This is a genomic window from Bacillus xiapuensis, assembly GCF_002797355.1.
GTDB classification, from domain to species: domain Bacteria; phylum Bacillota; class Bacilli; order Bacillales; family Domibacillaceae; genus Bacillus_CE; species Bacillus_CE xiapuensis.
This window is the reverse complement of sequence record NZ_KZ454939.1, coordinates 504,936-526,490: the sequence shown is the minus strand read 5'-3', so window position 1 is coordinate 526,490 and position 21,555 is coordinate 504,936. Positions and strand designations below refer to the sequence as shown.

At 48.6% G+C, this 21,555-nt stretch carries 20 protein-coding genes and 1 riboswitch; of the genes, 5 read left to right on the top strand and 15 right to left on the bottom strand.

Annotation, left to right across the window (positions count from 1 at the left end; translation table 11 throughout):
- Nucleotides 1-18 precede the first annotated feature (18 nt).
- The 3 genes from CEF20_RS02555 (at nucleotide 19) to CEF20_RS16795 (ending at nucleotide 5,740) form a co-directional block, all read left to right on the top strand.
- Nucleotides 19-1,884 carry a bifunctional homocysteine S-methyltransferase/methylenetetrahydrofolate reductase gene (locus CEF20_RS02555; RefSeq protein WP_100330358.1) on the top strand — a complete coding sequence of 622 codons (1,866 nt, stop codon included), beginning with the start codon at nucleotides 19-21 and terminating at the stop codon, nucleotides 1,882-1,884.
- A complete protein-coding gene (gene metH / locus CEF20_RS02550; protein ID WP_100330357.1) occupies nucleotides 1,862-5,308 on the top strand; it encodes a methionine synthase in 3,447 nt (1,148 codons plus the stop codon). The genes CEF20_RS02555 and metH overlap by 23 nt, the downstream gene beginning before the upstream one ends.
- 279 nt (nucleotides 5,309-5,587) lie before the next feature.
- Nucleotides 5,588-5,740: a hypothetical protein gene (locus tag CEF20_RS16795; protein WP_198508513.1), complete on the top strand. Its 153-nt coding sequence runs from the start codon at nucleotides 5,588-5,590 to the stop codon at nucleotides 5,738-5,740.
- 129 nt (nucleotides 5,741-5,869) lie between these two features.
- On the opposite strand, the gene queF is transcribed toward CEF20_RS16795, so the two are convergent.
- Complete coding sequence (queF, locus tag CEF20_RS02545) at nucleotides 5,870-6,367, bottom strand: preQ(1) synthase (protein ID WP_100330356.1); 498 nt, start codon at nucleotides 6,365-6,367, stop codon at nucleotides 5,870-5,872.
- A 120-nt stretch (nucleotides 6,368-6,487) separates the two neighbouring features.
- Here queF and CEF20_RS02540 point away from each other — a divergent pair, with 120 nt between their 5' ends.
- Together CEF20_RS02540 and CEF20_RS02535 are read left to right on the top strand one after the other, a co-directional pair.
- Nucleotides 6,488-6,799 (top strand): thioredoxin family protein, encoded by a 312-nt coding sequence (locus CEF20_RS02540; protein WP_100331977.1) that lies wholly within the window; start codon nucleotides 6,488-6,490, stop codon nucleotides 6,797-6,799.
- A 59-nt stretch (nucleotides 6,800-6,858) separates the two neighbouring features.
- Entirely contained in the window at nucleotides 6,859-7,431 is a 573-nt protein-coding gene (locus CEF20_RS02535; protein ID WP_100330355.1) for a beta-class carbonic anhydrase, read from the top strand.
- A gap of 398 nt (nucleotides 7,432-7,829) precedes the next feature.
- On the opposite strand, the gene CEF20_RS02530 is transcribed toward CEF20_RS02535, so the two are convergent.
- From CEF20_RS02530 to bioA, 14 genes are all read right to left on the bottom strand, one after another.
- The gene (locus CEF20_RS02530; protein WP_100331976.1) at nucleotides 7,830-8,681 is read right to left on the bottom strand and encodes a patatin-like phospholipase family protein; all 852 of its coding nucleotides are present in this window, start codon (nucleotides 8,679-8,681) and stop codon (nucleotides 7,830-7,832) included.
- 60 nt (nucleotides 8,682-8,741) lie between these two features.
- Nucleotides 8,742-9,458 (bottom strand): ATP-binding protein, encoded by a 717-nt coding sequence (locus CEF20_RS02525; protein ID WP_100330354.1) that lies wholly within the window; start codon nucleotides 9,456-9,458, stop codon nucleotides 8,742-8,744.
- Between the two features lie 261 nt (nucleotides 9,459-9,719).
- The gene (locus tag CEF20_RS02520; RefSeq protein ID WP_100330353.1) at nucleotides 9,720-10,307 is read right to left on the bottom strand and encodes a cob(I)yrinic acid a,c-diamide adenosyltransferase; all 588 of its coding nucleotides are present in this window, start codon (nucleotides 10,305-10,307) and stop codon (nucleotides 9,720-9,722) included.
- Nucleotides 10,308-10,322: 15 nt separating this feature from the next.
- On the bottom strand, nucleotides 10,323-10,751 hold the full coding sequence (locus CEF20_RS02515; RefSeq protein WP_100330352.1) for a bifunctional adenosylcobinamide kinase/adenosylcobinamide-phosphate guanylyltransferase: 429 nt from the start codon (nucleotides 10,749-10,751) through the stop codon (nucleotides 10,323-10,325).
- Nucleotides 10,703-11,329, bottom strand: coding sequence for a histidine phosphatase family protein (locus tag CEF20_RS02510; protein WP_100330351.1), 627 nt, complete (start codon nucleotides 11,327-11,329; stop codon nucleotides 10,703-10,705). Before CEF20_RS02510 ends, CEF20_RS02515 begins: the two co-directional genes overlap by 49 nt.
- Nucleotides 11,287-12,084 carry an adenosylcobinamide-GDP ribazoletransferase gene (gene cobS, locus CEF20_RS02505; RefSeq protein ID WP_100330350.1) on the bottom strand — a complete coding sequence of 266 codons (798 nt, stop codon included), beginning with the start codon at nucleotides 12,082-12,084 and terminating at the stop codon, nucleotides 11,287-11,289. Before cobS ends, CEF20_RS02510 begins: the two co-directional genes overlap by 43 nt.
- Entirely contained in the window at nucleotides 12,081-13,574 is a 1,494-nt protein-coding gene (locus CEF20_RS02500; protein WP_100330349.1) for a cobyric acid synthase, read from the bottom strand. The genes cobS and CEF20_RS02500 overlap by 4 nt, the downstream gene beginning before the upstream one ends.
- Complete coding sequence (locus tag CEF20_RS02495; protein WP_100330348.1) at nucleotides 13,571-14,155, bottom strand: bifunctional adenosylcobinamide kinase/adenosylcobinamide-phosphate guanylyltransferase; 585 nt, start codon at nucleotides 14,153-14,155, stop codon at nucleotides 13,571-13,573. The genes CEF20_RS02500 and CEF20_RS02495 overlap by 4 nt, the downstream gene beginning before the upstream one ends.
- Nucleotides 14,137-15,210 (bottom strand): threonine-phosphate decarboxylase CobD, encoded by a 1,074-nt coding sequence (gene cobD / locus CEF20_RS02490; protein ID WP_100330347.1) that lies wholly within the window; start codon nucleotides 15,208-15,210, stop codon nucleotides 14,137-14,139. The genes CEF20_RS02495 and cobD overlap by 19 nt, the downstream gene beginning before the upstream one ends.
- Complete coding sequence (gene cbiB, locus CEF20_RS02485) at nucleotides 15,167-16,147, bottom strand: adenosylcobinamide-phosphate synthase CbiB (protein WP_100330346.1); 981 nt, start codon at nucleotides 16,145-16,147, stop codon at nucleotides 15,167-15,169. The genes cobD and cbiB overlap by 44 nt, the downstream gene beginning before the upstream one ends.
- Entirely contained in the window at nucleotides 16,144-17,616 is a 1,473-nt protein-coding gene (locus CEF20_RS02480; protein WP_100330345.1) for an adenosylcobinamide amidohydrolase, read from the bottom strand. The genes cbiB and CEF20_RS02480 overlap by 4 nt, the downstream gene beginning before the upstream one ends.
- Complete coding sequence (locus CEF20_RS02475) at nucleotides 17,613-18,674, bottom strand: FecCD family ABC transporter permease (protein ID WP_100330344.1); 1,062 nt, start codon at nucleotides 18,672-18,674, stop codon at nucleotides 17,613-17,615. Before CEF20_RS02475 ends, CEF20_RS02480 begins: the two co-directional genes overlap by 4 nt.
- Nucleotides 18,637-19,611 (bottom strand): ABC transporter substrate-binding protein, encoded by a 975-nt coding sequence (locus CEF20_RS02470; RefSeq protein ID WP_100330343.1) that lies wholly within the window; start codon nucleotides 19,609-19,611, stop codon nucleotides 18,637-18,639. Before CEF20_RS02470 ends, CEF20_RS02475 begins: the two co-directional genes overlap by 38 nt.
- A gap of 114 nt (nucleotides 19,612-19,725) precedes the next feature.
- A riboswitch (cobalamin riboswitch) is annotated at nucleotides 19,726-19,871 on the bottom strand.
- A 375-nt stretch (nucleotides 19,872-20,246) separates the two neighbouring features.
- Nucleotides 20,247-21,536: an adenosylmethionine--8-amino-7-oxononanoate transaminase gene (gene bioA / locus CEF20_RS02465; RefSeq protein ID WP_232713456.1), complete on the bottom strand. Its 1,290-nt coding sequence runs from the start codon at nucleotides 21,534-21,536 to the stop codon at nucleotides 20,247-20,249.
- Nucleotides 21,537-21,555: the final 19 nt, after the last annotated feature.

Below are 21,555 nucleotides of genomic sequence, written 5' to 3'. Positions count from 1 at the left end.
TTTGAGAGGGTGAATACGATGCGCTTATTAGATCGATTGCAAAATGAACTATTATTAGCTGACGGAGCGATGGGCACACTGCTCTATTCTTACGGCATTGATTTCTGCTACGAAGAATTAAACATGAGCAGGCCGGACATTATTGAACGAATACATTTGGAATATATGAAAGCAGGCGCCGACATTATCCAAACGAACACGTACAGCGCCAATGCCATCAAGCTCGCGCGCTACGGATTAGAAGACCGGGCGAGGGAATTGAACCGGTCAGCGGTGCAAATCGCCAAGAAGGCCGCCGCTTCTCACCGCCGCTTTGTGCTTGGAACTATCGGCGGAATCCGCGGAATCCGCAAAAGCACCGCTTCTGTCCCAGAAATTGAAACAGCCATCCGAGAACAAGCTGAAGCTATATTGTCTGAACAGCCAGATGGCCTTTTACTTGAAACCTATTATGACTTTGAAGAGCTTTCAGCCGTTTTGCAGCTGATTCGCCCGCTCACCGAATTGCCGATAATTACACAGGTATCGATGCATGAGCCCGGTGTTCTGCAAAATGGAACACCGCTGCCGGACGCATTGCAGCAGCTTGAGTCGCTGGGAGCGGATGTAGTCGGTGTCAATTGCCGCCTGGGTCCTCACCATATGATCCAATCGCTTGAAGAAGTGCCCCTGCCGGAGAAAGCATTTCTGTCGGCTTATCCCAATGCCAGCTTACTCGATGTGGAGGATGGCAGAATCGTCTACGAATCGGAGGCTGATTACTTCGGTCAATCAGCTGTTCAGCTTCGCAATCAGGGCGCTCGCTTAATTGGCGGCTGCTGCGGAACGACACCAAAGCATATAGAAGCCGCAAAAAAAGCGCTATTTGGTCTCAAACCGATCATCGAGAAGGCCGTCAAGAAAAGCAAACCCATCGTCATTCAAGAAACTTCCCGGCCTGCCTCCCCTCCCCTTCATGAACAGGTGGAAAAAGGAAGGACGGTCATTGTCGAGCTGGATACTCCAAAGCATTTAGACACAGCTGCCTATTTAAAAGGAGCACAGATGCTCCAAAAAACGAGCATTGACGCCATCACCTTAGCTGATAATTCACTCGCTTCTCCGCGAATCAGCAATGTGGCGATGGCCTCCCTGCTGAAAATGAATCATCAGATCCGCCCGCTCGTTCATATTACCTGCCGTGACCGCAACTTAATCGGCCTGCAATCGCATATCATGGGATTGCACGCTTTAGGCCTGCATGATGTATTAGCGATCACCGGCGATCCGACAAAGGTAGGAGACTTTCCGGGCGCCACCTCTGTTTATGATGTTTCCAGCTTAGAGCTGATTCAGCTGATCAAACAGTTAAATGAAGGGCTTTCTTTTTCAGGAAAGCCGTTAAATCAAAAAGCAAGCTTTTCCGTTGCCGCAGCGTTCAACCCAAATGTCCGCGTTATTGAACGGGCCGTGAAGCGTCTCGAGAAAAAAATAGAATGCGGAGCCGATTACTTTATCACGCAGCCAGTCTTTACAAAAGAGAAAATCATTGAAGTATATGAAGCTACTAAGCATATCCCAGCACCAATATTTATCGGCATCATGCCTTTAACAAGCTTTCGAAACGCTGAATTTCTTCATCATGAAGTGCCCGGCATTAAGCTATCCGATGAAACGCTGTCACGGATGAAGGCATGCGAATATGATAAGCAAGCCGCCGCCCGTGAAGGAATCCAGATTGCCAAGGAGCTGATTGAAACGGCGGCACAGCTTTTTAACGGAATTTATTTAATTACTCCATTTCTTCGTTATGAAATGTCCATAGAGCTAGTCCGCTACATAGAAGAACTTGACGGAAAAACAAACGAAAGAGGGATCGCTCATGTCCAATCGACCACCAATTGAAACAGCGCTTGAAGAACGAATTCTCATCATAGACGGGGCGATGGGAACGATGCTGCAGCAAGCCGCTTTAACAGCTGATGACTTCGGAGGTGAAGAATACGAAGGGTGCAATGAAAATTTAAATTTGACAGCTCCGCACGTCATAGAGCGCATTCACCGCCAATATCTCGAAGCCGGCGCAGACATTATCGCCACGAATACTTTCGGCGGCACGGCTCTTGTATTAAACGAATACAATTTAGGACACCAAGCGTATTCCATCAACCGGCGGGCGGCTGAAATCGCCCGGCAATGCGCCGATGACTGCTCAACAGCCGAGCAGCCGCGCTATGTTGCCGGAGCAATCGGCCCTACAACAAAGACGCTGTCCGTCACAGGCGGTATTGATTTTGACACGTTAAGCCAAGATTTTGAAGAGCAGGCGACAGCCTTAATCGAAGGCGGCTGCGATCTGCTTTTAATGGAAACAAGCCAGGATATGCTGAATGTTAAGGCAGGTGTGCTCGGGATCAAGCGGGCGTTTGCCAAGACAGCAACAGAGCTGCCGATCATGATCTCCGGCACAATTGAGCCGATGGGAACCACGCTTGCCGGACAAAATATTGAAGCCTTCTATCTTTCGATTGAACATATACAGCCGCTGTCGGTCGGCTTAAACTGCGCGACTGGTCCCGAATTTATGACCGATCATATTCGTTCCTTATCGGCCATTTCCAAAAGCTTTGTCAGCTGCTATCCAAATGCCGGGCTTCCGGACGAAGAAGGATGCTACCATGAATCCCCTGTTTCTCTAGCCCAAAAGCTCAAAGGATTCGCTGAAAAAGGCTGGCTGAATATCGTGGGCGGCTGCTGCGGAACGACCCCTGATCACATTCGCGTGATCAGAGAAGCGGTGAAAGACCTCCCGCCGCGGAAACGTCCGGAACATCCGCATCAGCACGCCGTATCCGGTATTGAACCGCTCTTATATGACGACTCTATGCGTCCGTTATTCGTGGGGGAACGCACCAACGTCATCGGCTCAAGAAAATTCAAACGCTTAATCATTGAGGGAAAATATGAAGAAGCGGCTGAAGTTGCCCGGGCACAAGTAAAAGGCGGAGCCCATGTTATCGATATCTGTCTCGCCAACCCGGATCGGGATGAAGATGAGGATATGGAGAACTTTATGAAAGAGGTCGTCAAAAAGGTCAAGGTGCCGCTTGTCATCGATTCAACCGATGAAAACGTCATTGAAAAAGCGCTTAAATATTCACAAGGGAAAGCGATCATTAACTCCGTGAATCTTGAAGACGGAGAAGAGCGGTTCGAGGCGGTTCTTCCTCTGGTCAAAAAATACGGCGCCGCCATCGTTGTCGGTACTATTGATGAAACCGGAATGGCCGTCACCCGCGAGCGCAAATTGGAAATCGCCATCCGTTCTTATGATCTGCTTGTTCATAAATGGGGCATTGCTCCCGAAGACATTATATTTGATCCTCTTGTCTTCCCGGTCGGCACCGGCGATGAACAATACATTGGATCAGCAGCGGAAACGATTGAAGGAATTCGGCTAATTAAACAAAAGCTGCCGAGGGCCTTAACGATATTAGGCGTCAGCAATGTATCCTTTGGCCTCCCTCCTGTCGGGCGGGAAGTTCTGAATGCCGTCTATTTATACCACTGTACGCAGGCGGGGCTGGACTATGCCATTGTCAATACCGAGAAATTAGAGCGCTTCGCTTCGATTCCAAAGGAAGAAATTGAACTTGCAGAACAGCTGCTTTTTCAAACAACCGATGAATCCTTGGCCGCTTTCACCGATTTTTACCGCGATAAGAAGAAAGAGAAAAAAGAAGCGGATATCCCCAAAACCGTGCCTGAACGTCTCGCTTATTATGTCGTGGAAGGAACGAAGGAAGGGTTAATCGCTGACTTGGAGCAAGCGCTGACGATGTATAAGACCCCGCTCGATATTATCAACGGACCTTTGATGAAAGGAATGGCGGAAGTCGGCCGGTTATTTAATGATAATCAGCTGATAGTGGCGGAAGTGCTGCAGAGCGCAGAAGTGATGAAGGCAGCTGTCGCCTTCTTAGAACCTTATATGGAGAAAAAAGAAAATGACAACGGCAAAGGCAAAGTCGTCCTGGCCACCGTGAAGGGAGATGTTCATGACATTGGAAAGAATCTGGTTGATATCATTTTAAGCAACAACGGCTTTAAGGTCGTCGATCTCGGTATTAAGGTCACACCTTCCGAGTTAATTGAAGCCATCAAAAAGGAGCATCCCGATATCGTCGGCCTCTCCGGTCTGCTGGTAAAGTCGGCGCAGCAAATGGTTCTAACCGCTCAAGATATGAAAGCGGCCAACATTGATGTGCCCATTCTAGTAGGCGGAGCCGCGCTCTCCCGCCGCTTTACCGAAACGAAAATTTCACCCGAGTACAGCGGACCGGTTTTGTATGCAAAGGACGCAATGGAAGGATTGTCTCTCGCCAGCCGTCTGCAGGATCAAGAAAAGAAAGAGCAGCTGCTGAATGAATTGGAGGAACAAAAGGAAAAACGCAAAGAAATCGAAGCCTTCCGCGAAAAGAGGAAGCCGAGCGCTGTCGCTGTTCTCGAAAAACCAAAGAAAACAGTTCGTCAGGACGTGCCGGTATTTACACCGAACGACTTGCGCAAGCACGTGCAGTGCGACTATCCAGTTGCTCATCTGAAACCGTATATCAATAAGCAGACACTGATCGGCCATCATCTTGGATTAAAAGGCAAAGTGGAAAAGCTGCTGGCAGAAAAAGATGCCCGCGCCCTCGCATTAAAAGAAATGACCGACAGCTTTTTACAAGAGGGTTTATTAAAAACAGCAAGCCTGTATCAATTTTTCCCGGCTCAATCGGATGGAGACGATGTGATTATTTATGATCCCGCTGATGCTCAAACAGAAATTGAACGCTTTACTTTCCCCCGTCAGCACAAGGAGCCCTTTCTCTGCTTAGCCGATTATTTAAAGCCCGTCGACAGCGGTCAGATGGATTATGTGGGCTTATTCATCGTCACTGCCGGCTTCGGCGTCCGAGAGCATGCAGCTTATTTCAAGGAAAAAGGAGAATTTCTCCAAAGCCATGCCATTCAAGCGACCGCGTTGGAGCTTGCGGAAGGCTTTGCGGAACGAATCCATCAAGAAATGCGCGATCAATGGGGCTTTCCTGATCCTGTTGACTTTACAATGGCCGAGCGCTTTGCTGCGAAATATCAAGGACAGCGCTTCTCCTTCGGCTACCCGGCTTGCCCCAACCTCGAAGATCAGGAAAAATTGTTCAAATTATTGAAACCGGAAGAAATAGGCGTCCATCTCACTGAAGGCTATATGATGGAGCCAGAAGCCTCCGTTTCTGCGATCGTTTTCGCCCATCCAGACGCCAGATATTTCAATGTGGAATAACTTCAAATAGCGGAGAGCTGTCTTCATGCCCGCTGATGAAAAACGGGCTGCTGTTCCCCTTTTGCTGCGTTGTTAAGAAAGATTGAACCTTCAGCGCGCCGATAAAGCCCAAAAGAACTTTATCGGCGCGCTTTTAGTGAAAAAACGGGATTGGCTGCTTTTGTCTCCCTAGGGAAAGACCGTTCATAAGAGAGAAAAGCCATGCATATCAGCGTTTGCCCAGGCATGTGAATAGGAACTGACCGCAGAGCTTACACTAGTCTTAAAGGAGATGATCTGATGAAGAAGATTCACACCAATAATCCTACGATGAACATCCATTCTGACGTAAAAAAATCTCACGGTGACTCCATTGATCAGTATGAAAATTTAAAAGATGCCAACGAATTGCTGGCAAGCAAAGAAATCGGACAGCAAAATGAGAATTTGTAGCTGAGTTAACTAACCGCAATATAGGTCACTTTAGCTGTTGTGATGATCCTGTATAAGCCTCCTTCTTTTAGAGGGAAAGGAAAAAGCTGAAATGTTGGATGCACCACTTCACATTTCAGCTTTTTTTCATTATCGATTATCAATGGTTTCCGGATACAAGTCATGGTTCATCATGCGGTACTCGGCCATTTTCTCATATTTCGTGCCCGGCTTCCCGTAGTTTGTGTATGGGTCGATGGAAATCCCGCCACGCGGCGTGAATTTGCCCCATACTTCAATGTAGCGAGGGTCCATCAGTTCAATCAGGTCATTCATGATAATGTTCATGCAGTCCTCGTGGAAGTCGCCGTGGTTGCGGAAACTAAAGAGGTACAGCTTTAATGATTTGCTTTCTACCATTTTCACATCCGGGATATAGCTAATATAAATTGTTGCAAAGTCAGGCTGCCCAGTCATTGGACAAAGGCTTGTAAATTCCGGGCAATTGAACTTCACAAAGTAATCCCGCTGCTGATGTTTGTTTTCGAAAGTTTCGAGTATAGATGGATCATAGGAAAATGTATATTTTGTCCCTTGATTACCTAACAGGGTAATGTCTTTTAATTCTTCTTCTTTTCTTCCAGCCATGTTGGTCTCCCCCTTTACTTTAGTTATTATAAAGCGAACGTCCCTCTTGCACAATGGTTGAATAATTATACCCCCACTGGTAAAATACATAATAAAAAGGAGGTCATACCTTTGAAAAGAATGTCGTCATTATCTGTTCTACGGCAGCAGCTTGCTGATGATAAACTGGCTTTATTATATATTTCACGTCCGAGCTGTTCGGTTTGTCATGCCGTATTGCCGCAAGTGGAGCAGCTTTTAACCCGCTATCCGCGCGTCCAAGCGTACCATGTTAATGCCGATGAAATGCCCGAAATCGCAGGTGAATTCTCAGTGTTTACGATTCCTGCGGTTATTTTTTTCGCGAATGGAAAAGAAATGTTTCGTAAAGCCCGCTTCATTCCCATGGACGAACTCGACTGCCAAATCCAGAAAATTTCCAGCTTTCTTTAATTCAAAATTCTCATTTTCCGAATAATCATGTAAAATAATGAGGAAAGGAGAATGAAAAAATGACATTATTAGAAGAGATTTTATCATATAATGAAAAGTTTGTAGCCAGCAAGAAGTACGAGGAATTCACAACGGGGAAATTTCCGGATAAGCGTGTAGTTATCCTGACTTGCATGGATACCCGTTTAGTCGAACTTGTCACAAAAGCGATGAACTTCAAAAACGGCGATGTCAAAATTGTCCGCAATGCCGGAGCCATCGTCAACCATCCGTTCGGGAGCATCATGCGCAGCTTGCTGGTTGCGGTTTATCAATTGCAGGCTGATGAAGTCATCATCGTCGGTCACCATGATTGCGGCATGAGCTCCTTAAAGAGCGAGGATATATTAAGCGCCATGAAAGAGCGCGGTGTGAAAGAAGAAACAATTGAGACGATAAGACATGCCGGAATTGATGTTGATTCTTGGCTGCAAGGCTTTGAAAGCGTCGAAGAAAGCGTGAAGCACAGCGTCAGCATGGTCAAAAGTCATCCGCTGATGCTCGACACCATTCCAGTGCACGGACTTGTGATTAACCCTGAAAGCGGCAAGCTTGATCAAGTAATCAACGGCTATGAAGCCGCTGGTAAATAAAGAATGAAATGGACTATCTAATAAGTCCTTTTTGAGTCAAACACCTCAAAATGCAAACCCCGAGAATGTTGATCTTATCGCATTCTCGGGGTTTTTATCCAGCTAAGACCCTTAGTCCCTCCAGCTTGAAAAAGTCTTCTGCCGGCCACGCCAGCCGAATGCCTTTAATACATGTTTCATCTTTTTCCGAAAGAGACTTCCTTTTCCTAGCGCATCGCTTCTGGGCTTAGCGGCTCACCGGCGGATAAAATAATTTTTCAAGCAGCGGGTGCTTTTCTCCCGCTGCTGAAAAGAAGAATTAAGGCTGGCATCGTACATGCACGTGCCGGGATCTCTCAGACTTTTGCTTTTCCGCTCCATTCAAGGCGATCTGCCGGCATCTTAAAAGCAAACTTTATTCATTGATTCATCCAATTCATCATCTCGCTAAATTGAGCTTTCGCATCATGGTAGCCAAGGTCGTATAACTCCTGAAGGCGATATTTCTTTCTCTCAATCCGGCTCACAGGCAGATCAACGCTCGGCTGAATGACGTATGCTCTCCCCCATTGACTCTCTTTGCTCAAGTATGTTAAGGATTGATTATATATTTGGTAATGCTCATTTAATTTAGCGGCAATAACGGGAAATTGGCGGTATAATCGATTCACTCTTTGAGCCCATTTACTTGGGGGCCGTTTCATACGCTTGGGCTTTGTCATTACTACAATGCTTTTGTCCATGCCATCTTCCAACGATTTTTTCAGCGGAATCGGATCGGCAATGCCTCCGTCCAGCAGCCATCTGCCATGATACTTCACAGGCGATGCGATAAAAGGCAAGGAGCTGGAAGCGCGAATAATTGTTAAGATATCCTTGCCGTGCTCTTGCTTGTTGTAATAAACCGCTTCTCCTGTTAAGCAATCCGTCGCCCCTACCCAAAACTGCCCTTCTGACTGTTGAAAAGTTTGAAAATCAAACGGCGACAAAGCATTGGGAATCTCATCAAACAAAAAATCCATGCCGAATATTTCTCTATTTCGAAGGAAATTGCGAAAGGATACAAAACGGGGATCTTGAGCAAGCTCAATATTCACATACGCATTTCTTCCTTTTTGTCTCGAAGCGTAAGTGGCCGCCATACAAGCCCCTGCCGAGACACCGATTGTATAGGGAAAATACAATTCCCGCTCTAAAAAATATTCCAGCACCCCGGCTGTATAAAGCCCGCGCATCCCTCCGCCCTCTAATACTAGACCGACTTGCTTCATCATTCTTCCTCACCTGAATTCCCGACCTTTATTTCATCTATAAGACGGAAGTTTCTTTTATTAATCGTTTACCTTCAGTTCATGATATAGGTCGCCGCATAGTTGGCGAATCGTATGAGCCTGGTCTGCTTCAAATCCAACCACAAAGCATGTGCTTGGTCCGGCAGTCTTGTCCACATTTACTGCACATTGAATTTGCTCTGCGGTAAGCTCGTGTCTTCCCAGCAGTTGGCGGATTTCATGCAGAACCCCTTTGGAGCCTGCCGGAAGCACCGCTCGCACGCCTTCTGCGGCAAGTACTTGCCGAAATAGCGGAAGCGGAGCAACTTGTTCGGGCTGGGCTAGAACCTCCTGGCCGACGAGGGGCTGGCCGATCACGGCATAGCGGAGTTCATCCCCCAAACAATCTCCCTCTTCCTGCTCCTTCTTTCCTAAAAGGACAATGCCGGTAGCGGATTGACTCATAGTGAAGTTGCTTTCCGTGCTGCCGGTAATCGCCAAATTTGTAAGGCCGGCTTCCTCTGCTGCTTGGCGGGCTCCTTTTTGCAAACCCGCCCAAGCATCGTCCCCAGAGAAATTCTGAATGACACAGGCGAACGGTTCAGCGCCTGCTGCGAGGCATTCCATCACGGCAACGCGAAAGCTGTAATAGCCAACTATTTCATAGGAAACCTGAACAGCATCCGCCTCCTTTTCACCGATAGCCCCGCTATTATCTGCCGCTACAATAAGCTGGCCTCCGCCATCAAGCGGCAGCATTAGAACATCGCGATTCATGCTTTCACTTCTCCCCATTTATCATTTTTTTTAAGTGAATCTTCAAACAGCAGGGGTTCTTTCATCCCCCGCTGATCAAAAGAAGAACAAAGGCGAATATTGCCGCACTTTTTTCACCAGCATCTTGCTGGCGCAAACGGATTGGTTCCTTTAGATAACATGTCCTCCAATTCTCTCTCTTCTTGAAGCAGAATAAACAGCGCAGCGGTCTCACTCTGGCTGACAGCTGGGAAGAGAAAACAAACTGCCGCTTTTGTCCATTTATTGTTGATCCTCCAAACGCTTGCCCTCGCGGAAGACTTTGGCGCTTCTCACATATTCAACATCTTTAACGCCCAGACGCGCATTAATGACGCGAGCCAAAGCAAAGAAAAAGTCGGACAAGCGGTTCAAGTATTGCAAAGTGACAGGATGAATATCTTCCTCGGCTTTCATCAGTTTCACAACTAGGCGTTCAGCCCGGCGCGTAACGGTTCGGGCAATGTGAATGGAGCTGGATGCTTTCGACCCGCCAGGCAAAATGAAGCGCTCCAGCTTCGGAGCTTCTTGGATATACTCGTCGATCCTCTTCTCCAGTTCCTCAACAGCTTCAGGCTGGAGCTTCCAGCCTCTGGCACCGGAAACAGTAGCTAAATCACCGCCGCAGTCAAACAATTCATGCTGCACCTTTTCGAGATCTGCTAACACATCCTTAAAAAGTTGCGGATCTAATTCCGCCATCGCTTGACCTACAAAACAGTTGGCTTCATCCACTGTACCATACGCTTCCACGCGCCAATCATCTTTATCGACCCGTCCACCGATAATGCTCGTTTTGCCTTTGTCTCCCGTTCTCGTATATAATCTCATGATTTGCTCCTCCTTTTATTTAAGCCTTTGCGGTAAGCCGTACCAAATGGAAATCACCCGTTCTGCTTGAGCAGCCGCCTCTTGAAAGCACCAGCCGGCCGCGTCCCGCCATTTTCTGTCAAAGGCATTGGCTGGCACAATGCCCTTCGTTATATCCGTTCCAATCAGAATCAGCCGGCGTTCAGAACGCTGAGATTCCCAAGCAACCCAACTTTCCAGCTCTGCTTTCCAGCAACTTCGAACCGCATCCGGCGTATCCTCCCCATCCAGCAGCCGGCGGACATACCGTTCCATTCCTTCCAGGATGACCGTATCCTCCGTCCATTCCGGCAGCTTGCCTTCTTTGTAAAAAGAATGCCACAGATGAGGAATCGCATCTAATTGATAGGCTGCGATCACCCATTTCTTCTTTCCGTTGAAGGCACCGCCTGTAATGAGATGCATCGCTCTCCCCTCCTTAATGATGACAGCGAAGCCGTCAGTTCATATCCTCGGCCGTTTTCCACCTTCCAGTCCCAAAAAGATTTCCGTTCCGGAGCCGCTTCGCTCAACAAGTAACGGATGACTCCGCCGTGAGTGACAATGGCTCCCCGCTTCATTTGCTTCCTATCCATAAAGGCCAGCCACTGCCTCCAAGCCGAGCGGACCCGCCGGCCGAATTGCTGATAGCTTTCCCCTTGAGGCACCAGGCTGGAAAAAGGATCATTCACCCATGCTCTGTATTCCGCCAGATGTTCAAGCTCGTGATGCACCTTTCCTTCCCAAAGCCCGAAATTCATTTCCCGGAATCCTTTCCATAGCTCGACTTTCGCTTCCGGAAAAAGAAGGCTGGCCGTATCCGCGCACCGCTTTAAATCGCTGGCAATCACCGTTTCATAGTCAGGCAAAAACGGCTGGATCGCCCGCAAGTCTTCTTTTCCTCGTTCACTCAAGGGAGCATCGGCCCACCCGCAATAAGCCCGCTTCTCATTAGCCGTTGTTATTCCATGCCGGTAGAGACCAATAACCACACAATCATCCATAAATATGTTTCCACCCCTTCTATACCCGCTCCGAGCAAGTCTCCAGTAATCCCACCAAAGTTCTTCATTATACTTCGTCTCATAAACAGCATAAAAGCTCCAGACGCCGCGGTGAAAAGAAGAAACAAGCCAATCGTCCAGCCGGTCATCACCAAGATGGCCGCCGCTGCCAGCAGCCAGCCAAGGTACCGAATCATTAAGCTTGAATCTTTCCCTTTTTGGAAATAATAAGCGATTCCTTCCTGCTTGGCCGGGGGAACTCCATTGATTAATAAACCCGTAATCGTTTGACTGTAAAAAGGGATCAGCATGAGAATGAAGGCGATCCGGCTGTCGGCCAAAGCAACCGTTTCATAGAGAAAAATAAAGCGCGCCGCAAGCAGCACGATCAATGACAGCACACCGAAAGCTCCCACGCGGGGATCCTTTAGGATTTCGAGCCGGCGTTTGCGGTCACGATAAGAAAAAAAGGCATCGCTCGTATCAATCCAGCCGTCTAAATGAAGGCCCCCCGTCCATATAATTGGCAGCAGCCATAATAAAAAGGCGTTGCCGAGAACGGTGAGCGGCGACCATTCCAACAGTAAATAGAAGGCGCCTCCATAGACAGCGCCTTTCAACAGGCCAAAAAGCGGAAACATTCGCAAAGCGGCGCGCAAATGAACAGCGTCCATTGGCAGCTCCCGGCGAATCGGCAGCGTCGTAAAAAACTGAAGACTCAGCAAGAGTCCATTTATATACGTTTTCCCTTTCATTGTCCTGTTTTCCTTTCACTCATCCGAAGAATTTTCAAAAACTGCTTCCAATCTAAATACCGCTCCAAATGGCCAGCTAATTGGTCAAAGACCTTTTGCTTTTGTTCCAAGCGATTGACCTGCCGAAGAGGAAGGCCCTTCTTTCGCCGCATCCGGTTCAGCCACTCTGAACGCCAAGCGTCATTGTGGAATAAGTGATGCATGTATGTTCCGATCACCCGACCATTCCGCGCATAATACCCCTCTTCTCCTCCATCCTCTTTCCGAATGAAAGGAGAAGATTCCTCCAGCTTTGTTTGCCCGATATGAATTTCATAGCCGTTCAAGTAGATTTCCGGCTGTTCCGCCAGCCTCCCTGCGAGGCGCTTCGTGGTCTTTTTATCGAAGAAACAGGTATCACCGGGGATTAAGCCCAGGCCTTTAGCGGAAGAATTGGCCGTTCCCGAATCATATCCGTGAGGGTCTGTCAGCGTTCGCCCAAGCAGCTGATAGCCGCCGCAAAGTCCTGCGATTGTTCCTCCCTGCTCAACATATTGAATGATCCTTTCGGCTAAACCGCTCGTTTTCAAAAAACGCAAATCATGGAATGTGCTTTTCGTTCCCGGCAATACGACCGCATCCGGACAGCCTAATTCTTCCGCCCGCTCGACCCAGCGAACCGCCGTATCCTTCTCCGCCAAAAAAGGCTCCATATCACTGTAATTCGAAAGGTACGGCAGCTTAATCGCAGCAATGTCTATATCCTTCTTCTCATAGGAAGAGAAGCGTTCCGCCAGCGACAAGGAATCTTCCCCCTCCAGCTGATGATCGATATAAGGGAGCACCGCGAGAACTGGAATGCCGGTTCGTTTCTCTAACCACTGAACGCCCTCTTTAAACAGGGCGGGATCTCCTCTGAATTTATTGACGATAATGCCTTTAACCCGCTCTCTTTCCTGCGCCTCAAGCAGCTCCAGCGTACCTACTACACTGGCAAAAAGTCCGCCTCGATGGATATCCGCGACTAAGATGACAGGAACATCCGCCAGCTCAGCCACTTTCATATTGACAACTTCCTTCTGCTTTAAGTTCATCTCTACCGGACTTCCGGCTCCTTCAATGATGATCGTATCCGCTATGCGGCTGAGCTGCTCCAACGAAGCGCCAATCCATTCAATCGCCGACTCATAATACCGGTCGCGGTAAGCCATTCCTGAAATTGTATCTTGACGCTCACCCATCAAGACCACTTCCGATTGCCCCGAGCCTGAAGGCTTAAGCAGAATCGGGTTCATCACTGGCAGCGCCTCCAGCCCGCAAGCCTCTGCCTGCAGCCCCTGAGCCCGGCCGATCTCCTTGCCGTCTGCCGTTACATAAGAATTATTCGAAACATTTTGTGACTTAAACGGCGCCGGCTTGAAGCCCTTTTGAACGAGCAGTCGGCAAAAAGCAGTCGCAATTAAACTCTTGCCGACATCCGAAGCTGTGCCTTGAAACATCACTCCTCTCATCGAAGCCCTCCCCCTTTCCATATTTGCGGCAGCCCATGCTCTACAAGCACCGCTTCTTCCGCTGCCTTGACTAGCTGCTGATGCAGTTCTCCTAACACTTTCGCATAATAGAACACAAGCGCAGAGACCAGCGGTTCAAAGACCAGCTCATTGGAAACGATAATGACAGAAGCGCCCGTTGCTAGAAGAGCCTCAATCTCTTGAAGCACCCGTTCCTTGACTTCCTGATGATAGGCGGGATGCTCCCATCTCTGTTCATCACCGCTGCTTAAAAACCATTCATTTGTGACTAAGGTCGTTAAACAATCTAATAATATCACGTCTCCTTTGGAAAATTTCGAAGCGATTTTATCTAACTGCACAGGCTGTTCCCACGTCATCCAAGCAGCCTCTCCTTCCGCCCTTTGCCTCTGATGCCTGCGCACGCGCTCAGCCATTTCCGCATCCGTAACTTGTCCGCATGCAATATAATGCAGCCCCCCGCCGGATTGAGCCGCTTTTTCGATCGCTTTCTCCTCTGCCAAACGGCTTTTCCCGCTGCGAACTCCCCCTGTTATGAATGTCAGCTTTTTGTTCTCCATTGTTTCAACGCCTCTTTCAATACTTGATTTTCCGTTGGCGTCCGCACCGCTGCCCGCAGCCATGTGCCGCCGAGCGTGGGATAATTGTATGTATGGCGAAGCACCAGCCCTTTAGTCAGTAAGAATGCCAGCAGCGGACGCTGATCATGGATTTGCGGGTCGCGCAGCAAATAAAAATTGACCGAGGACTTTGTGTAACGGAATCCTTCTTTCTCTAAAAATTCAAACATCTGTAGCCGCTCCTGCTGAATCAGCTTGCGCGAGTGTTTCACGAAAGAAGCGTTAGTTACAATGGTCTCCGCCGCGGCAAGCGCTATGGCATTGATATTCCAATGCGGACGAAAACGGGCCATGCGGGCAATCAAAGAAGGCGAAGCTAGCATATAACCGATCCGCAGTCCAGCAATTGCATACATTTTTGTCAGCGAGCGCAAAATGATAAGCTGCGGATAATGATTCAAGCTGTCTGCATAGCTGTCTTCCCCGGCAAAATCATAGAAAGCTTCATCGATAATGGTGAGCGTTTCAGAAGCCGCCAGACGCTTGAGAAGCGCGCTGATGTCTTGGCGTGCAAACACGAGGCCTGTGGGATTATTGGGGTTGCATAAGAACAGAGCATCGGCAGCTTCCGCCGCCTGAGCAAGCTCATCCACGGGCAAGCGCCCTTCGTTTTCATCCACCCGTATATGTATAACCTCGCAGCCATAGGCTTTGCATACCCTCTCATATTCTGAAAAAGCCGGCTGAACGATCACTGCCTTCTTTCCTTGCAAATGCTGTCCAAGAATTTGGATCAGCTCCGCCGCGCCATTTCCAAGCAGCACCTGCTTTTCTGTAACCTGATTTTGTACAGCCAGCAGCCGGGTGAGCGCTGTACCGAAAGGATCGGGATAATCAGCAGCGTAGGCCAGCCACTCCGGCCATTTCCTCTTGAGCTCATCCGGCGGACCATACGGATTCGTATTCACACTGAAGTCTATCACGTTCTTCGGCTGAGCCAGATTCATGGTTTCATATAAATAATGCGGATTCGAGCCATGTGCGGGCAAGTTCATACAGTAATCCTCCTATCCAAATACACAGTAAAAAGAGCATCGAGGAGCGCTGCATCATTTGATTGGCGCGAAGGATATCCTTTGCTTCTTTTTTCTTCAGCGGATCTCCCATTTTCGCCCGGGAAGAAACCCGTCCTTTATATAGGTTCACACCGCCGAGCTCGATGCCCAATTGCGCAGCCACCGCGGCTTCACACCAGCCGCTGTTTGGACTTGGGTGCTTGCTTGCATCACGCCGGACAATCGACCAAACTTGCTTTCTCGTATATTCGCTTTCTGGATATGACCAAGTCATTAGCCAAGCCGTCAAGCGGGCTGGAAACCAATTCACAAGATCATCCAGCTTAGCGGAAGCCCAGCCGAACTCGCCGTAGCGGTCATTTTTGTAGCCAACCATCGAATCGCATGTGTTGATCGCCCGGTACATCATTGCTCCAGCCCCACCGAACAAAAATGCCCAAAAAAGCGGCGCTGTCACCCCATCGCTCGTGTTTTCCGCCACGGTTTCAATCGCTCCTCTCGTAATTTCCGCCTCATCGAGCTGATCCGTGTCGCGGCCGACAATGTAGGAAAGCTTCATTCTCGCCGCCGCTATATCCCCTCTGTGGAGCGGTTCATATACACTGAGTCCCGCCTCCTTTAAGCTGCGGCAAGCGATCGTTGCGGAAATAACAGCGGCTTCCGCCAGCACGCCCCAGAGCGGATGAACAGCGTAGCTGAGAAAGATCAGCAGATAGCTGATTCCGCCGCTGATTATGACCACCGATAAAACCATGACTGCGCCTTTTCCTTTGCGCCAGCCGCCTCTGTTCCAACTTTTCTCCAGAAAAGAAATCAGCGATCCAATCCAACGTACCGGATGCGGCCATTGAGGCGGATCGCCTACCAGGCGGTCAATCAGAACCGCAAGCGCTGTTGCTATAAGATGATAAATCATAACAGGCTCCTTTCCGACAGATTCTTTTCAAGCGCTTGGATCGTGCTTTCATAAACAGCTTCCCCAATCGCTTGTCCTGCAGGCGTGATCGGGCCTGCAAAATCCTGTTGGGCACCCTGCTGTGTAGCGGCAATAACTATGCTGTCTGTCGAGGTTCCAGTTGCTTGCGATCCAGTTAACGGATCCTTCACTTTCTTATCCAGCAGCGCTTTCACCTTCGCTTCGGTTGCTGTCATAATTGCCTGAACGAAAGCTTCCTCGGTTAAATATCCATTCACAAACACCCAGATATTGATGGTGCCGGGAAAATGGGCTTGCTGATGCTCCTTCGCCCGCGAGATATCAACCGCGTTGCCTGCTCCGGCGGTGACGGCGGAGAAAACGGAAACTCCCTCTTGCTCAGCCAAATGAAACGCGGCTTGCTGAAGCTGTACAGCTGTCATCATGCCAACCGTTTCATCAGGATCAAAATGATGCTCGGACAAAAATTGCTCCATGTCTTCCTTGCAATCCGCCGGATTATAGTCGCGGCTTACATGACGGTTCACGAAGCTTCGGTGCCAGCCCCATCCCGCTCCGGTCACGCCGGAGGAGAGTGTTTTTAATAAAACCGGCGATTCCAGCGCGATGAACTTCTCATTTTGCCGAATGTACGCTTCACCGATTTTCGCCTCGCTCTGTTCCTTTTCTGCTGGCTTTGGGGTAATGCTCAATTGCGGCTTGGGAACTTTCGGATGGGGCCGCTGATCAATATCCGTTTGATAGACGGCATGAATCGCCTCTCTTTTCAATACGCGATTAGGCTTTCCCATTCTATGAATCTTCCCCTGCTCGATCAGCAGCAGGCGATCACAGTATAAAGAGGCTAAATTCAGATCATGAAAAATCGAAATAATCGTCAGATGGTGGTCTCTTGCCATCTTTTTTAATAAGTCAAGCAAATCCTTCTGATAGGAGAGATCCAAATGATTGGTCGGTTCATCCAACAGCAAAATCTCCGGCTCCTGCGCCAGCGCTTGTGCCAAAAACACCCGCTGGCGTTCCCCTCCAGAAAGCTCATCAAGGCGAGCGTTCGCGAAACCGCCCGTTCCCGTTTGCTGTAATGCCTGCAAAACAGCGCGTTCATCCTCCTCTTTCCATGTCGGAAACCAGCCGCTCTGGTGAGCATAGCGCCCGAGCGATACCGTCTCCTTCACCGTGTACGAGAAATGCTGGCTTGTCATTTGCGGCAGTACGGCGACAACTCGAGCCAGCTCTTTCGATGTATAATCCTGGAGGTTCTTGCCTTTCAGAAGCACCTCGCCGCCCTGGATGGGCATAATCCCGCTTACCATCTTCATTACGGTAGTTTTTCCGCTGCCGTTCGGCCCCAATATTCCGAACAGCTCCCCTTTGCGAACTGAGAAAGAGAGATTATGCACAATTTTTTGATGCCCGTACCCCCCGGTCAAGCGGTTCACTTGTATCATGCTGTTCTTCGTCCTTTCCTTTGCTTTCTCAGTAAAATTACGCCAAATACCGGAGCGCCGATAATCGAAGTAATGACGCCAATTGGCAGCTCTGTCGGTGAAATAACCGTCCTTGAAAGTAAATCGGTGAGAATTAAAAAGCCCGCACCCGTCAGCATCGACAAAGGCAGCAAATGGCGGTGATCCGGGCCCCATATAATCCGGATAAAGTGGGGTACGACGAGACCAACGAAGCCGATCGTTCCTGAAACAGCCACAGCCGCACCTGTTAAAATTGCACCGGAGAGCAAAATAAGCATTTTTTTCCGGCGGACATTCACGCCCAGATGCTGCGCCATTTCTTCCCCGAACGACATCGCATTCAATTCAGCTGCATGAAGAAACAGCAGCAGAGTCCCGACTAGAAAAAAAGGAACAATCAGCTGAATATAGCCCCAGCCTCTCATCGACACGCTTCCAAGCAGCCAGCCGATAATCTGTCTCAGCTCTTCGCCTGTGAGCGCTATCATCAAAGATATAAGCGCCCCAAGAAAGGAACTGACGATAATTCCCGTCAAAATGATCGTTTCCACTTTCAGCGATCTTTCTATCGCGCGTGCAAACATAATGACCAGACCTATCGTCGCCAACGCCGCAGCAATGCTGACGACGGGCAAGGTAAAATCCGCTATCCAAGGCAGCTGGAAATGTAAGAATAAAACCAAGACAGCTCCTGCCGAGGCTCCAGATGAAACGCCCAACGTATAAGGATCAGCCAGCGGGTTGCGCAGCAGCCCTTGAAACGCAGCTCCCGCCACCGCTAAAGAAGCTCCGACCAGCCCCGCCAGCAGCACTCTTGGAAAACGGATTTGCCAAACGATATTATCAAACATGGGATCCACATTGGCGATGGATGTGCCAAACATATGGTGAGATAACAAGAAAGCGATATCCCGGAACGGAACATGAATCGTTCCGACCGAGATACCGGCAAATACAGCACTGATCAAAAAGGCACAAGCGATTACATAAGCCGAAAATTTATTTTTTAAAAACTTCAGGATAGACGGCCTCTGCAAGTTCCTCTACTCCTTCTACTAAACGCGGACCTGTGCGGTTGATCAGATCAGATTGAATATCATGAATTTCCTTGTTCTTAACTGCGGAAATGTTCTCCCAGCCTTTGCGGCTTAATACTTGCTCAACCGGCTTTTTAGTATAGTAACCGTGGGTTGTAATAATGACATCCGGGTTGCTTTTAATAATCGCTTCTTCCGTCATTTGTCCCCAGCCCTCTTGATTGGCAGACGCGTTTTTCGCCTGGATCAGCTCAAGCATCTCATGCATAAATGTGTTTTTTCCTGGCGTATAGATATTCGGAGCTGGCGATACTTCTATAAATACGCTCTTCTTCTCGCCTTCCTTAATAGTGTCCGCTTTCTCTTTTACTTCCGCCAAATCTTCTTTCATGTCTTGCACAGTCTCTTTCGCTTCTTTCGTTTGGCCGGTTGCTTGGCCGATCATGTCAATGGATTCGTAAACCTCATCAAAGTTTTGGGCGTCGTTGACTACGAGGACGTCGATCTTCGCATTTTCAAGCTGCTTTAAGCCTTCCTTCGAGTTGTGCGCCCCTGAAGCATGAGCCAAAACGAGATCCGGCTTCAGCCCAATAATTTTCTCAACATTAAACTCTTGTCCGCCGACTTTTTCTTTTTTCGTTACTTCTTTCGGATAATTATCATGATCCGTTACGCCGACGATTTCATCTCCCGCCCCCAGCTCATACGCAATTTCAGTGTTGCTGGGAATCAATGAAACGATTCGCTTAGGGTCTTCTTCAATCACTACTTCTTTTCCTGTCGCATCTTTAATTGTTACCGGAAAAGAAGCAGCTTGTTCTTCCGTTTTCGGGCTGGCTTTGTCTTCTTTCTTCGGAGCAGCCTCTTCCCCTCCGCAGCCGGCAAGCAGGCCAGCTGCCAAAATTGCTGATAATACTGAAGCAGATACTTTTTTCATGTCCTTCTTCTCTCCCCCTGAGTTAGCAAATAAAAAAGCACCTCTACGAGAATAAGAGATGCAGTGAAAAAAGAGCGTGTTTCCGCTCTGTCACACCACCCTATCCTCGAGGTTCACGGTGCAGCCGATTAGGCAGGTTTTCTGACTTAAAGGCAGGCTCAATGCCTTCTTACAGTGGCGGGACCGTGCTGGACTTGCACCAGCTTGCCCTTTTAAGAAGCCTTCTTAAAAAAAGCTTCACCTAATCCGGTATGCTATTTTCTTTATCGTTTATTATACACGAAAAAGCGCTGACTTCCATGCTATTTTACTGATTCACACACTTTGTTCCTTTTCAGCTGAAAATATGTTCATCTTCACATAATGATCCCCCGCTATTTTAAAAAAAAGAAGGAAGGCTCACTCCTGTTGCAGTGCCTTTAGGCCGAACGAATCGGGCTTGCAGGAGGCGGGATTTGCCGCTCAGCCACCCGTCTCCTCTTCTAGCTGCCCATAGGATTTAAACTCTTCAAGGTATCCTTTGACGACAGCTAATTTTGTTTCTATTGAGTATTTCGCCATAAAAAAACTACACCTCCAATTGTTCGTTGTGTCTAACAATTGGGGGTGCCGTTCAAACACGTCCGCTGCTCTTTCTATTTCACCACTAATTGGATTTCTGAAATGGCCTGCTTCATTATTTTCCCCATTTGTGTCAGCTGTTCATAGCTTGTAACCAGCGGTGGCATAAAGACAATCACATCGCCAAGAGGCCGCGTCAGCATTCCCAGTTCCCGCATGCGCAAGGTGGCCTTGTAGGCGACACGATCCTCCGCTGGAAAAGGCTGTTTCGTTTCTTTGTCCTGCACTAATTCAATGCCGCACATCAATCCGAGCTGACGAATGTCACCGACAAACGGCAGTTCAGCAATTTCAGCTAGAATGCTCTTTACGTATTCCGCTTTTTGAGCTGCCTGATCAACAAGCTTCTCTTTTTCAAAGATTTCTAAATTGGCCAGAGCGGCTGCGCAGCCTAGCTGATTGCCTGTATAAGAGTGGCCATGGAAGAACGTCTTCATTTCCGCATAATCCGCATAGAACGCACGGTAGATTGGTTCCGTTGTCATCGTAGCGGCAACCGGCAAATAGCCGCCGGTAATCCCTTTGGCAATCGTCATAATATCCGGCTGAACACCTTCATGTTCAACGGCAAACATCTTTCCGGTGCGTCCAAATCCTGTCGCCACCTCATCTACTATAAATAAAATATCAAATTCCCGGCAAAGCTTTTCTAATTCTTTCAAGTACCCTTTCGGCATCGTATTCATACCGCCAGCTCCCTGCATCATGGATTCAACGGTCATACCAGCAATTTCATGATGCTTGTCTTCAAACAGCTGACGTATGGCGGCAAGAGATTCTTGCTTCACTTGCTCCTCGTCTCCAGAAGGATGATGATAGGCTGATGGAAACATTACGGCATATGATTGAAACATTAGCGAGCTGTACACGCGATGATAAATATCAATGGCTCCCACGCTGATCGCTCCCACTGTGTCTCCATGGTAGCCGTTGGACATTGTGACAAATTTCGTCTTGCCGGACTCCCCAATATTTTGCCAATATTGATAGGCCATCTTGATCGCAATTTCTACAGACTCCGCTCCGCTGTCCGAATAAAATACACGAGTCAGATTCGGCGGCGTGATCTCAACCAGCTTCTCCGCCAGCTCAACAGCTGGTACGTTCGCCGCTCCCAGCAGCGTAGAATGGGCAATTTTCTGCAGCTGCATTTGAATGGCCTCATCGATTTCTTTGCGGCGGTGACCGTGAACATTCAGCCAAAGCGAAGAATAGCCATCCAAATACTCCTTGCCGTGAATATCCTTCAGCACAACGCCTTCTCCGCTCTCAATGATGAGCGGCTCTTCTTCATAATCCTTCATTTGTGTAAAAGGCAGCCAC